Origin of the sequence: Streptomyces sp. NBC_01551 (assembly GCF_026339935.1) — a bacterium.
Classification (GTDB): domain Bacteria; phylum Actinomycetota; class Actinomycetes; order Streptomycetales; family Streptomycetaceae; genus Streptomyces.
Window position 1 is genome coordinate 5,749,805 of record NZ_JAPEPX010000001.1, and the last position, 12,311, is coordinate 5,762,115.

13 protein-coding genes are annotated in these 12,311 nt (G+C 71.8%); 5 read left to right on the forward strand and 8 right to left on the reverse strand.

The genetic code is table 11. From position 1 onward, the window contains the following. Positions 1–21: 21 nt before the first annotated feature. The 3 genes from ureG to OG982_RS26005 all read left to right on the forward strand — a co-directional run bounded on the left by ureG (position 22) and on the right by OG982_RS26005 (position 3,356). Positions 22–717 carry an urease accessory protein UreG gene (ureG, locus tag OG982_RS25995; protein WP_266782622.1) on the forward strand — a complete coding sequence of 232 codons (696 nt, stop codon included), beginning with the start codon at positions 22–24 and terminating at the stop codon, positions 715–717. Further along, entirely contained in the window at positions 714–1,499 is a 786-nt protein-coding gene (locus OG982_RS26000) for an urease accessory protein UreD (protein ID WP_266782620.1), read from the forward strand. The genes ureG and OG982_RS26000 overlap by 4 nt, the downstream gene beginning before the upstream one ends. A 258-nt stretch (positions 1,500–1,757) precedes the next feature. Next, entirely contained in the window at positions 1,758–3,356 is a 1,599-nt protein-coding gene (locus OG982_RS26005) for an alpha/beta hydrolase (RefSeq protein ID WP_266791695.1), read from the forward strand. Positions 3,357–3,403: 47 nt separating this feature from the next. On the opposite strand, the gene OG982_RS26010 is transcribed toward OG982_RS26005, so the two are convergent. The 6 genes from OG982_RS26010 to OG982_RS26035 all read right to left on the reverse strand — a co-directional run bounded on the left by OG982_RS26010 (position 3,404) and on the right by OG982_RS26035 (position 8,661). Next, on the reverse strand, positions 3,404–4,114 hold the full coding sequence (locus tag OG982_RS26010) for a 1-acyl-sn-glycerol-3-phosphate acyltransferase (RefSeq protein WP_266782618.1): 711 nt from the start codon (positions 4,112–4,114) through the stop codon (positions 3,404–3,406). A gap of 101 nt (positions 4,115–4,215) precedes the next feature. Further along, positions 4,216–4,374, reverse strand: coding sequence for a hypothetical protein (locus OG982_RS26015; RefSeq protein WP_266782616.1), 159 nt, complete (start codon positions 4,372–4,374; stop codon positions 4,216–4,218). Between the two features lie 32 nt (positions 4,375–4,406). Further along, positions 4,407–5,363: a cytochrome c oxidase assembly protein gene (locus tag OG982_RS26020; protein ID WP_266782613.1), complete on the reverse strand. Its 957-nt coding sequence runs from the start codon at positions 5,361–5,363 to the stop codon at positions 4,407–4,409. Between the two features lie 92 nt (positions 5,364–5,455). Then, positions 5,456–6,484, reverse strand: coding sequence for a 6-phosphofructokinase (locus tag OG982_RS26025; protein ID WP_266782611.1), 1,029 nt, complete (start codon positions 6,482–6,484; stop codon positions 5,456–5,458). A gap of 190 nt (positions 6,485–6,674) precedes the next feature. After that, the gene (locus OG982_RS26030; RefSeq protein ID WP_266782609.1) at positions 6,675–7,403 is read right to left on the reverse strand and encodes a type 1 glutamine amidotransferase; all 729 of its coding nucleotides are present in this window, start codon (positions 7,401–7,403) and stop codon (positions 6,675–6,677) included. A gap of 19 nt (positions 7,404–7,422) precedes the next feature. Further along, positions 7,423–8,661, reverse strand: a complete 1,239-nt coding sequence (locus tag OG982_RS26035; protein WP_266782607.1) for a MurT ligase domain-containing protein — start codon at positions 8,659–8,661, stop codon at positions 7,423–7,425. Positions 8,662–8,784: 123 nt separating this feature from the next. Between OG982_RS26035 and def the strand changes: the two genes are divergently transcribed. Beyond that, complete coding sequence (gene def / locus OG982_RS26040) at positions 8,785–9,342, forward strand: peptide deformylase (RefSeq protein WP_266782606.1); 558 nt, start codon at positions 8,785–8,787, stop codon at positions 9,340–9,342. 28 nt (positions 9,343–9,370) lie between these two features. On the opposite strand, the gene OG982_RS26045 is transcribed toward def, so the two are convergent. Further along, entirely contained in the window at positions 9,371–10,015 is a 645-nt protein-coding gene (locus OG982_RS26045; RefSeq protein WP_266782604.1) for a TetR family transcriptional regulator, read from the reverse strand. A 206-nt stretch (positions 10,016–10,221) separates the two neighbouring features. Here OG982_RS26045 and OG982_RS26050 point away from each other — a divergent pair, with 206 nt between their 5' ends. Beyond that, the gene (locus OG982_RS26050) at positions 10,222–11,451 is read left to right on the forward strand and encodes an acyl-CoA dehydrogenase family protein (protein WP_266782602.1); all 1,230 of its coding nucleotides are present in this window, start codon (positions 10,222–10,224) and stop codon (positions 11,449–11,451) included. Positions 11,452–11,510: 59 nt separating this feature from the next. On the opposite strand, the gene OG982_RS26055 is transcribed toward OG982_RS26050, so the two are convergent. Then, complete coding sequence (locus OG982_RS26055; protein WP_266782601.1) at positions 11,511–12,305, reverse strand: hypothetical protein; 795 nt, start codon at positions 12,303–12,305, stop codon at positions 11,511–11,513. Positions 12,306–12,311: the final 6 nt, after the last annotated feature.

Here is a 12,311-nt window from a genome sequence, read left to right on the forward strand (position 1 = left end):
CCACCCCCCAAGGAGAACCCCATGCACCTCGACCACGGCGTGACCTACCCCCACCGCCACACCCACAGCGCCGAACCCCTGCGGGCCGACGGCACCCGCCGCGCCCTGCGCATCGGACTCGGCGGACCCGTCGGCTCCGGCAAGACCGCGACCGTCGCCGCCCTCTGCCGGGAGCTGCGCGCCGAACTGTCCATGGCCGTCGTCACCAACGACATCTACACCCGCGAGGACGCCGAGTTCCTGCTCCGCGAGGCCGTGCTGCCGCCCGAGCGGATCACCGCCGTCGAGACGGGGGCCTGCCCGCACACCGCCATCCGCGACGACATCTCCGCCAACCTGGAGGCCGTCGAGGAGCTGGAGGAGGCCTTCCGGGAGCACGCGCCGCTCGACCTGATCCTCGTCGAATCCGGTGGGGACAACCTCACCGCCACCTTCTCCCGGGGCCTCGTCGACGCCCAGATCTTCGTCATCGACGTGGCCGGCGGCGACGACATCCCGCGCAAGGGCGGCCCCGGCGTCACCACCGCCGACCTGCTCGTCGTCAACAAGACCGACCTCGCCCCGCACGTCGGCTCCGACCTGGGCCGGATGGCCCGCGACGCCGCCGAGCAGCGCGGTGAACTGCCCGTCGCCTTCCAGTCGCTGCGCGGCCCGGAAGGCGTGATCCCGGTGGCCTCGTGGGTGCGCGAGCGGTTCGCCGCCTGGGCCGTACGGTGACCAGCGCGCCCCCCGTCATCCCCGTCCCGGCGGGCCTGCGGGCCACCGCCCGGATCCGCGCCACCGCCGACGGCCGCGGCGGCACCGCCCTGCCGCTGCTGGCCGGCGAGGGCCCGCTGGCGCTGCGCCGCACCCGGGGGGAGGGCGCCGAGGCCGGGGTGATGCTGGTCGGCGCGATGAGTGCCCCGCTCGGCGGGGACCACCTCACCGTCGAGGCGGAGGTCGGCCCGGGGGCCCGGCTGGCACTCGCGTCGGCGGCGGCCACCCTGGCGCTGCCCGGCCGGGGCGGTGAGCCCGCGCGGTACGACGTACGTCTGACGCTCGGGCAGGACGCGGCCCTGCGGTGGCTGCCGGAGCCGCTGGTCTCCGTCCGCGGCAGCGACCTGCGGGTCCGCACCCGGGCCGAGCTCGCCCCCGGGGCCCGGCTGCTGCTGCGCGAGGAGCAGGTGCTCGGCCGCGCCGGCGAGCCGGGGGGTCTGCTGCGCAGCCGGCTCACCGTCACCCGCGCGGGTCGCCCGCTGCTGGACCAGGAGCTGGCCTGCGGACCCGGCGCCCCCGGCGGCTGGGACGGCCCGGCGGGTCTCGCGGGGCACCGCTCGCTCGGCCAGCTCCTGGTGGTCGACCCGGTGTTCGAGCAGGCCCCGCCCGCCGCCGGGGTGCTGGGGGAGTTCGCCGCGGTCACCCCGCTGGCCGGTCCCGCCGTCCTGGTGACGGCGCTGGCCCCGGACGCCCTCCGGTTGCGGGAGCTGCTGGAGTCGGCCCGCCGGACGTACGGCTGGTGACGGGCGTCCGAACTCCGGACGAATCAGACCCCGCTCAGCGGTACACGCCTTTCCGGTTATCGGTTGGGCAAAGAACCTTGCGCTCCTCTGTTGTCGGGTATCGGTCAGGCGCAAGGATCCCCCTGCACGCCGACGACCGAATCCACCGAACCCGGCCGCCCACGGCGGCACATGAGCAGGGGGAACAACCACGTGATACGCAACGCGGCGCTGGGGAGCGCCGCCACACTGATCACCGGCACGCTGGCGGCGAGCCTGATGCTGGCCCCGTCCGCCTCGGCGGCCCCGGCCGGCCGCGACAACGGAGCGGCGGAGGCGATCGGCGTTCAGATCGCGGCCGCCCGGGCCGCCCGCACCGGGATCGACTGGAAGGACTGTCCTGCCGACTGGGGCTTCGAGAAGCCGATCCAGTGCGGCTGGGTGAAGGTCCCGCTGGACTACCGCAAGCCGTTCGGCAAGACGATCGACCTCGCGGTCGACCGCGCGCTCAGCACCGGCACCAAGGAGGAGCGCCAGGGCTCCCTCGTCTACAACCCGGGCGGCCCCGGCGGCTCCGGCATGCGCTTCCCGCGCCGGATCACCACCAAGAGCCCGCTGTGGGTCAACACCGCCAAGGCGTACGACTTCGTGGGCTTCGACCCGCGCGGTGTCGGCCACTCGGCGCCGATCTCCTGCATCGACCCGCAGGAGTTCGTCAAGGCCCCCAAGGCCGACCCGGTCCCCTCCAACGAGGCCGACAAGCGCGCCCAGCGCAAGCTCGCCGCCGAGTACGCGGACGGCTGCAAGGAGCGCAGCGGCGAGATGCTGCCGCACATGACCACGCCGAACACCGCGCGCGACCTGGACGTCATCCGCGCCGCGCTCGGTGACAAGAAGCTGAACTTCATCGGCGTCTCGTACGGCACCTACATCGGCGGGGTCTACGCGACCCTGTTCCCGACCCACGTGCGCCGCATGATCGTCGACAGCGTGGTCAACCCGGCGCAGGACAACATCTGGTACGAGGCCAACCTCGGCCAGGACGTCGCCTTCCAGACGCGCTGGAACGACTGGCAGGACTGGGTCGCCAAGAACGACGCGGTCTTCCACATCGGCGACACCCGCGCCAAGGTCGAGGCCAAGTACCAGGAGCTGCGCGCCAAGGCCAAGGCCAACCCGATCGGCGGGGTCGTCGGTCCGGCCGAGCTGATCGGCTTCTTCCAGGGCGCCCCGTACTACGACTCCTCCTGGGTGCCCGTCGCCCAGACCTGGAGCAAGTACATCGCCGGTGACGAGCAGGCCCTGGTCGACGCCATCGCCCCGGACATGAGCGACACCGCGGGCAACGCGGCCTCGGAGAACAGCAACGCCGTCTACACCGCGGTCGAGTGCGCCGACGCCAAGTGGCCGACCAGCTGGGCCAAGTGGGACCGGGACAACACCAAGCTGCACGAGAAGTACCCGTTCCTGACCTGGTCCAACGCGTGGATGAACCTGCCCTGCGCGACCTGGAAGTCCAAGCAGAGCACCCCGATCGAGGTCGGTGCCAAGCGCGGTATCGCCCCGGTGCTGATCGTCCAGTCCGAGCGGGACGCGGCCACGCCGTACGAGGGAGCGGTCGAGCTGCACCGCCGCCTCGCCGGCTCGCGCCTGATCACCGAGCTGAACGCCGGCTCGCACGGTGTGACCAGCCTGGTGAACCCCTGCATCAACACCCGGGTGGACGCCTACCTGCTGACCGGCAAGGTCGACGCCAAGGACGTGAAGTGCCAGCCGCACGCCACCCCGGTGGCGCCGGCCCCGGCCGCCGCGAAGTCGCTCGCCCGCGCTCAGGGCGCCGAGCTCGCGCCGCGTGAGGAGCTCCCGGCCGTCCGCTAGTCGCGGACCGGCGGGGCGGTACGACGCACCACGGCACGGGAGGAGGCTCAGCGCGTTCGGCGCCGGGCCTTCTTCCGTGCTTCCTCTTCCTCGGCCTTGACCTCGGCGGCGTACCGGTCGACGTACTCCTGGCCCGACAGACCGAGGATCGCGTACATGATCTCGTCGGTGACGGCCCGCAGGATGGCCCGCTCGCCCTCCAACCCGGCGTACCGCGAGAAGTCCAGCGGCTCGCCGAAGCGGATCGTCACCCGCCGGATCTTCGGGATCCTCTGCCCGGGCGGCTGGATCTCGAAGGTGCCGAGCATCGCGCAGGGGATCACCGGCACCCCGGCGCCCAGCGCCATCGCGGCCACGCCGACCTTGCCCTTGTAGAGCCGCCCGTCGTGCGAGCGGGTGCCCTCGGGGTAGATGCCCAGCAGCTCGTCCTTGGCCAGCACGCCCAGCCCCTCCCGCAGCGCGGCCTGCCCGGCGTCCTTCCCGGAGCGGTCCACCGGGATCTGCCCGGCGCTGCGGAAGAACGCCGCGGTGAGCCGCCCCTTCACCCCGGGGCCGGTGAAGTACTCGGCCTTCGCGAGGAAGGTGATGCGGCGCCTCAGGATCGCGGGCATCAGGAAGTGGTCGGAGAACGACAGGTGATTGCCCGCGACGATCGCGGCACCCTCCGCCGGGATGTTCTCCAGCCCCTCGATCCGCGGCCGGAACAGCAGCCTCAGCAGCGGACCGAGCAACACGTGCTTGAGCAAGTGGTAGAACACCAGGCCGCTCCCGTCGATGCCTCGTTGTCACGGACATCCTACGGACAGTCAGCCCTGTGTCAGGAGGGGGCGGCGATACCCGAGCGACGGGTGGCCGGTATTCAGGTGTTGCGGGACGCGGCCATGCCGACGGTGATCAGCCCCAGCACCACCCAGCCGAACCACAGCCAGCCGTTGCTGCCGAGGGCCACCGAGTACGTGGCGACGGCCACCAAGGCGGCGAAGGTCATGATCGCCATCGCCTTAACGGATCCGGTCATGCCCCATGGTGCCGCGCGAAGGCGCCGGTGCGCTACTGGCCACGCGCTTGGAGTGAGGCCAGATACGCGTTGTACGCCTCCAGCTCCTGGTCACCGTCGCGGTCCGCGGCCCGGTCGGAGCGCTTCGCCGTGCGCTGCTCGGAGTGGTACCACTGGTAGACCAGCGCGATCAGCACCAGCACCGAGGGGATCTCGCTGAAGGCCCAGGCGATTCCGCCGCCCCACTGCTGGTCGAGCAGCGGATCGATGGTGAGGGAGGCCGGCGGGTTCGCGTACGTCTTGATCATCGGCTCGCTGGCCATCATCAGCGCGATGCCGAAGAACGCGTGGAACGGCATGCCCGCGAACAGCTCCAGCATCCGCATCACGTAGCCGGGGCGGTGCGGGCCCGGGTCCACTCCCATGATCGGCCAGAAGAAGATCACACCGACGGCGAGGAAGTGCAGCATCATCGCGATGTGCCCGGTCCGGCTCTCCATGAGGAAGTCGAAGAGCGGGGTGAAGTACAGCGCGTAGAGGCTCGCGATGAACATCGGGATCGTGAAGGCCGGGTGCGTGATCACCTTCATGTACCGGCTGTGCAGCAGCATCAGGAGCAGCTCGCGCGGCCCCTTGTGGCCGCGGGCGGCCGGCGGCAGCGCGCGCAGCGCCAGAGTCATCGGGGCACCGAGCAGCAGCAGGATCGGGGTGATCATGCTGATCACCATGTGCTGGACCATGTGCACGCTGAACATGACCATGCCGTAGTCGTTCAGCTTGGTGCACATCACCAGGATCACGGTCAGCACGCCGGTGGTGAAGGCGGCGGTCCGGCCCAGCGGCCAGGCGTCCCCGCGCCGGCGCAGCCGCAGCACGCCCCAGACGTACAGGGCGAGCCCCAGCAGTGAGCCGAACAGGAAGAAGGCGTCGAAGGAGAACTCCAGACCCCTCCCGAGAGTGAACGGCGGCAAGTCCATGTCCATGTCCATGCCGTGCCCGCTGTGATCCATCTGTTCACTCCCTTGACCTGTGGTGCCCCACCACAGTAATGCCGCCCCCGGGCGCTATCGCGTCCGGGGGCGGTGAGGGAAGGGGGTGGGGATCACAGAACCGTCTCGGCCTCGGCGTAGCGCTCCGCCGGGACCGTCTTCAGGGTCTGCACGGCCTCGGCGAGCGGCACCATCACGATGTCGGTGCCGCGCAGCGCCGTCAGCATCCCGAACTCGCCCCGGTGCGCCGCCTCCACCGCGTGCCAGCCGAAGCGGGTGGCGAGCACCCGGTCGTACGCGGTGGGCGTGCCGCCGCGCTGGACGTGGCCCAGGATCACCGGGCGGGCCTCCTTGCCGAGCCGGTCCTCCAGCTCGACGGCGAGCCGGTTGCCGATGCCGGCGAACCGCTCGTGGCCGTACATGTCCGTACCGCCCTCCTCGACCGCCATCGAGCTGCCCGGGGCGGGCTTGGCGCCCTCGGCGACCACGACGATCGCGAACCGCTTGCCGGCGGAGAAGCGCTCGCCGACGATCGCCGTCAGCTCGTCGATGTCGAAGGGGCGCTCCGGGACGACGATCGCGTGCGCGCCGGCGGCCATGCCCGAGTGCAGGGCGATCCAGCCGGTGTGGCGGCCCATGACCTCGACGACCATCACGCGCTGGTGGGACTCGGCGGTGGTCTTCAGCCGGTCCAGGGCCTCGGTGGCGACCCCGACGGCGGTGTCGAAGCCGAAGGTGACGTCCGTGGAGGCGATGTCGTTGTCGATGGTCTTGGGGACGCCGACGATCGGCAGGCCGCCCTGCGCGAGCAGGTTCGCCGCCTTCAGGGTGCCCTCGCCGCCGATCGGGATGATCGCGTCCAGGCCGAGGTCGGCGACGTGCCCGCGGGCCCGCTCGACACCGTCGCGCAGGTGCGCGGGCTGGACCCGGGAGGAGCCGAGGATCGTGCCGCCGCGGGCCAGGATGCCGGCCACGGCGTCCAGGTCGAGCTTGCGGTAGTCGCACTCCAGGAGGCCGCGCCAGCCGTCGTGGAAGCCGATGACCTCGTCACCGTGGTCGACGACGGCGCGGTGGACGACGGAACGGATGACGGCATTGAGGCCGGGGCAGTCGCCGCCGGAAGTGAGCACACCAATGCGCATGGCAGGGAAAACCTTTGCAACGTGGGCCGACGACCGGACCACGTCGTCCGGTTGGAACTACCTGTCACCCTACAAGCGGATCCGCACCGCGCTGAACCATCCTCCACATGCTGGTCAGATCCGTCGTGCGAACGCACGTCGGCCCGGATCCCCCAGGGGAATCCGGGCCGGACGCGAGGTGACGCGGGTGTTACGCGGGCTGCGTGGCCGCCGCGATGCGCTCGGCGCGCAGCGCGTCGTACCAGCGGTCGTCGATCGGCGGCAGCGCGTTCACGTCGAGGGCCAGCTTCAGCAGCAGGTCCGCGATCAGCGGGTTGCGGGCCATGACCGGGCCGTGCATGTACGTGCCGAACACCGTGTCGTTGTACGCGCCCTCGGTGCCGTCGCCGGTGCCGTTGCCGCGGCCCAGCTGGGTACGGGCGAAGGGCCGCGCCGTCGGACCGAGGTGGGTGACGCCCTGGTGGTTCTCGAAGCCCGTCAGCTGGGGCAGGCCCAGGCGCGGGTCGATGTCGGCGAGCACGTCGCCGACGCAGCGCTCGCCCTCACCGCGCACGGTCTCGACGTCCAGCAGGCCGAGGCCCTCCTGGCGCTGGCCGACGTCGTTGACGAAGGCCTTGCCGAGGATCTGGTACCCGGCGCACACGGAGAAGACGATCGCGCCGTTCGAGACGGCCCGCTCCAGACCGCCGTCGCGCAGCAGGCGCTCCGCGGCCAGCCGCTGGGGCCGGTCCTCGCCGCCGCCGATCAGGTAGATGTCGCCCGAGGTGGGGATCGGCTGGTCGCTGCGCACGTCCACGCGGTGGACGTCCAGGCCGCGCTGGCGCGCCCGGCGCTCCACGACCAGGGCGTTGCCCTGGTCTCCGTACGTGCTCAGCAGGTCCGGGTAGACCCACACCAGACGCAGGCTGTTGTCGCTCATGCTGTTGTCCTTGAGGGTTCTAGTTGCCGACGCGGCGGCGCACGTCCTGGAATGCGGTGTAGTTGGCGATCAGCTCGATCTGCCCGGGCGGCGCCAGCTGCACGGCCTCGTCGAGGGTCTCGCACACCCGGAAGTCCAGGCCCGCGACCTCCAGGCGGACGGCCAGGTCCAGCTTGCGGTCGCCGATCACGAAGATCGGGTGGCCGGCCAGCCGCGGGTAGTCCACGTCCCACAGCCAGGAGGTGTCCGTGCCGTCGGCGCCGCGCGCGTTCACCGACAGGATCACCGGGGTGGGCGGCGGGTCGATCAGCGAAAACGTTTCGAGCCAGCCCGCCGGGTTCTTCGCGAGCAGCAGCCGCAGCTCACGGCCCTGGAAGTTCACCACGTCGTAGCGGCCGGCGACGGCCTGCACCTGGTACATCCGCTCCAGCGCGACCTGCGGCGGCACCCCGAACACGGCGGCCACGGCGGCCGAGGTCGCGGCGTTCGCCTTGTTGGCGCGGCCGGGCAGCTGGAGGTGGATCGGCCAGGCCGAGCCGTGCGGGTCCAGGACGTGGTCGCCGGACAGCACCCAGCTGGGGGCGGGGCGGCGGAAACCGCACTCGCCGCAGAACCAGTCGTCGCCCGGGCGCTGCATGACGCCACCGCAGGAGGGGCACGACCAGGCGTCGTCCTTCCACTCCTGACCGGCCGCGACCCACACCACGTTCTGCGACGAGGAGGCCGACCACACGATCAGCGGGTCGTCGCAGTTCGCGACGATGACCGCCTTGGAGCCCTGGAGGCCCTCGCGCCACTTCTCCGCCAGCATGCGGGTCTCGGCGGCGCGGTCCAGCTGGTCGCGGGAGAGGTTCAGCAGGGCGATCACCTTGGGGGTGACGTCCCGGGCCACGCCCGCCAGGTACTTCTCGTCGACCTCGATGACGCCGTACTTGGCGTCCGAGCCGCCCGCCAGCGCCGAGGTGATGCCCGCCGGCATGTTCGCGCCGAGCGCGTTGGACACGACCGGACCGCTGGCCCGCAGGGCCTCCGCGATCAGTCGCGTCGTCGTGGTCTTGCCGTTCGTCGCGGAGACGAGGACGACATCGAGATGCTGCGCCAGCGCTCCGAGCAGATCGGGGTCGAGCCTGAGTGCGACCTTGCCACCGATCACCGATCCGCTTCCGCGTCCCGCGGCCCGCGACACCGCCGCCGCGGCCTTGCCCGCCGTCACGGCCAGCTTGGCCCGCGGCGAAAGCGGCTCTGTGTTGCCTGCCATCGTCCCTTGTCCTCCTTGCGTCGGTCGGCACCAGCCTATCCAGTACCGGCCGGAGCCCTGACCGCGGCGCCCCAGTGCCGCCGCGGATCTCCTCATATATTCGCCCGTCGTACCCTTACGGCCATGCGACAGCGCCCCATTCCCGGTACCACCGGCCTCGTCCGCACCATGAGCCTGCTGGGCGATCCGGTGCTCCACTCGGCCTGCGCGGAGGTCACCGAATTCGGCCCGGCCCTCGACCGGCTCATCGAGGACATGTTCGCCACGATGTACGCCGCCGAGGGCGTCGGACTCGCCGCGAACCAGATCGGCGTGGGGCAGCGGGTGTTCGTGTACGACTGCCCCGACGACGATGATGTCCGCCATGTCGGGCACGTCGTCAACCCGCGTCTGGTGGCGGCCGACGGGGACGTGTTCCGCGGTCCCGAGGGCTGCCTCTCGCTGCCCGGCCTGGAGGCGGGCACGGACCGGTTCGACCGCGCGGTCGTCGAAGGGGTCACCTCCGACGGCGCGCCCGTGCGGATCGAGGGCACCGGGTTCTTCGCGCGCTGCCTGCAGCACGAGTGCGACCACCTGGACGGCACGGTGTACGCGGACCGGGTGACGGGGCTGCGGGCGCGTCGGCTGCGGAGGGCGATCCGCAGGACGTCGTGGGGCGCGCGGGCCCTCGTACAGCCGTAGCCGGGCCCGCCGCGCGCGCCAACTCCCGTTAGAAGCCCGGCCCGTCCACGCGGTTGCCGGCCGTCGCCAGGCGGCCCCACAGCAGATCGGTGAGGCCGGTGACCAGCTCCGCGCGCTCGCAGGGGCGCTCGCCGAGCCACCAGTCCCCGGCGGCGTGCATCATGCCGACGATGCCGTGGCCCCAGACGCGGGCGAGGCGTTCGCCGCCGGGGCCGAGGTCCACGCGCTCGCCGATCACCTGCGCCAGCTCCTCGCCGAGCCGGCGCAGCAGCGGGGCCGAGTGCAGGCCGACGTCGAAACCGCGCTCGGAGGCCTGCGAGTCCTCGGCCGGGTGCATCAGGAACCGGTAGACCTGCGGGCGGGCCTCGATGGCGGCGAGATACGTATCGAGGGTGGCCTCCACCCGGCGCCGGCGCTCGGCCGGGGCGTCCAGAGCCGCCCGCAGCGAGTCGAGCAGCGCGTCGGTGTGCCGGACGGCGAGCGCCTGGTAGAGGCCCGCCTTGTCGCCGAAGTGGCGGTAGAGGATGGGCTTGGTGATGCCCGCCTCCGCCGCGATGGCGTTCATGGACGCCTTGGGGCCGTCCCTGAGGACGACCCGGTCGGCCGCTTCGAGCAGTTCCCGCCTGCGGCGGTCGGCCGCTCCCGGCTCCCCGGCCTGCTGAGTGGTCTCCATGACGTGTTTCTCTCCCCGCCCTTGCGATGTGCGTGACGCCCACGCAACGTAACACCCCGCACACCCTGGCGATCGACTCGGCATCCGCCGCCTCGGCGCCCGGACCGCGCTTGACAGTGCTTACTCGCCGGTAACAGACTGTGGCCATTGTTCGGGTTACCGGCAGTAACAGTGGTTACCGGTAGTAAACAGTAGCTGGAGGGGACATGGCGGAGTTCACCATGGAGCTCAACGACGACCAGAAGCAGGTGCGGGACTGGGTCCACGGCTTCGCCGCCGATGTCATCCGGCCCGCGGCCGCGGAATGGGACGAGCGCGAAGAGACTCCGTGGCCCGTCATCCAGGAGGCCGCCAAGGTCGGCATCTACTCGCTCGACTTCTACGCCCAGCAGTTCTTCGACCCCACCGGCCTCGGCATCCCGATGGCGATGGAGGAGCTCTTCTGGGGCGACGCCGGCATCGCCCTGTCGATCGTCGGCACCGGCCTGGCCGCCATCGGCGTCGTCGCCAACGGCACCGAGGAGCAGATCGGCACCTGGATCCCGCAGATGTACGGGGACCAGAACGACGTGAAGGTCGCCGCGTTCTGCTCCTCCGAGCCCGACGCCGGCTCCGACGTCGGCGCCATGCGCACCCGCGCCGTCTACGACGAGGCCAAGGACGAGTGGGTCCTCAACGGCACCAAGACATGGGCGACCAACGGCGGCATCGCCAACGTCCACATCGTCGTCGCCGTGGTGGACCCGGAGCTGGGGACGAAGGGGCACGCCTCCTTCATCGTGCCGCCGAACACCCCGGGCCTGTCCCAGGGCCAGAAGTTCAAGAAGCACGGCATCCGCGCCTCGCACACCGCCGAGGTGGTGCTGGAGGACTGCCGCATCCCCGGCTCCTGCCTGCTCGGCGGCAAGGACAAGCTGGACGAGCGCCTCGCGCGGGCCCGCGAGCGGGCCAGGGCGGGCGGCGGCGAGCGCGTGAAGAACGCCGCCATGGCCACCTTCGAGGCCTCCCGCCCGGCCGTCGGCGCGATGGCCGTCGGCACCGCGCGCGCCGCCTACGAGGTCGCCCTCGACTACGCCAAGACCCGGACCCAGTTCGGCCGTCCGATCATCGACAACCAGGGCGTGGCCTTCCAGCTCGCCGACATGCGGACCCAGATCGACGCGGCCCGGCTGCTGGTGTGGCGGGCCTCCTGGATGGCGGTCGCGGGCAAGCCGTTCACCTCGGCCGAGGGCTCGATGTCGAAGCTGTTCGCGAGCGAGGTCGCCAAGAAGGTCACCGCCCAGGCCGTGCAGATCCTCGGCGGCAACGGCTTCACCCGCGAGTACCCGGTCGAGCGGATGCACCGCGACAGCGCGATCTACACCATCTTCGAGGGCACCAGCGAGATCCAGCGACTGGTGATCGCCCGGACGATCTCGCAGATGCCGATCCGCTAGCCGCGGCGCGAACGGCGCCCCCGGACACCGCGAGGCGTCCGGGGGCGCCGTCGTCCGCCTCAGCCCTGGCGCAGCGGCGTCAGACAGCTCCGGGTCCACTTGTCGGCGCTGTACTTGGTGTCCGCTATGAGGTCGAGGGGGGCGCAGGTGTCGCCGACCCCCAACTCCTTGGTGACGGTGTACTGGGCCCGCGGCGACCCGCACTCCACGACCCGCAGGTCCTGCTCGTGCCAGCTGCCCTCGTTGCGCGCGCACTGCCCCACGGTCAGCGTCGGCGGCTCGTCCTCGCCCACCAGCAGGCCGATCACGATCAGCGTGGGGATCGAGAGGAACAGCAGCAGCGCCGGTACGAGGAACAGCATCGCCGCCGGCCGGCGCCACAGCGGCTTGCCCGGGTCGAGCGCGGGACGGAAGCCGCCCGCCGGGGGCGGGAGCCTGCGGAATGCGGCGCGCGGGCCGAGGTTCGTCAGCAGCGTGACGGGCGTGATGAAGAACGACAGCGGCCCCCACCAGCCCTGCCAGAGCGTGTCCGAGGACATCCGGCGGTAGGTGGAGAGCCCGCAGTCGCGGCAGAACGGCCCCGGCATGCTCAGGAACCGCATGATCACGAGGAAGCCCTGGTGGCCGCGCACCGTCGCGTGCGCGGCCGGGTAGGCCCCGCAGAAGCGGCAGCCGTGCATGCCTTGGGGCGGCGGGTAGGCCGGGCCGTACGGGGCCGGGGCCTGCTGCGGGGGCCAGGGGCCGTACGGGCCCGCCTGCTGCGGGGCCATCGGGTACGGCCCCGGGGGCGGGCCCGGCTGCGGGGCGTACGGGGAATGGGGGCCGGCGCCGTACTGCGGTGGCGGAGTGGCCACGGATTT

Bases quoted from the DNA above. Each gene is read 5' to 3' on its own strand.
- OG982_RS26045 (WP_266782604.1), bottom strand. From the start codon at position 10,015: ATGGAGACCACTCAGCAGGCCGGGGAGCCGGGAGCGGCCGACCGCCGC.
- OG982_RS26015 (WP_266782616.1), bottom strand. From the start codon at position 4,374: ATGACCGGATCCGTTAAGGCGATGGCGATCATGACCTTCGCCGCCTTG.
- ureG (WP_266782622.1), top strand. From the start codon at position 22: ATGCACCTCGACCACGGCGTGACCTACCCCCACCGCCACACCCACAGC.
- OG982_RS26035 (WP_266782607.1), bottom strand. From the start codon at position 8,661: ATGGCAGGCAACACAGAGCCGCTTTCGCCGCGGGCCAAGCTGGCCGTG.
- def (WP_266782606.1), top strand. From the start codon at position 8,785: ATGCGACAGCGCCCCATTCCCGGTACCACCGGCCTCGTCCGCACCATG.
- OG982_RS26050 (WP_266782602.1), top strand. From the start codon at position 10,222: ATGGCGGAGTTCACCATGGAGCTCAACGACGACCAGAAGCAGGTGCGG.
- OG982_RS26025 (WP_266782611.1), bottom strand. From the start codon at position 6,484: ATGCGCATTGGTGTGCTCACTTCCGGCGGCGACTGCCCCGGCCTCAAT.
- OG982_RS26030 (WP_266782609.1), bottom strand. From the start codon at position 7,403: ATGAGCGACAACAGCCTGCGTCTGGTGTGGGTCTACCCGGACCTGCTG.
- OG982_RS26005 (WP_266791695.1), top strand. From the start codon at position 1,758: ATGCTGGCCCCGTCCGCCTCGGCGGCCCCGGCCGGCCGCGACAACGGA.
- OG982_RS26020 (WP_266782613.1), bottom strand. From the start codon at position 5,363: ATGGATCACAGCGGGCACGGCATGGACATGGACATGGACTTGCCGCCG.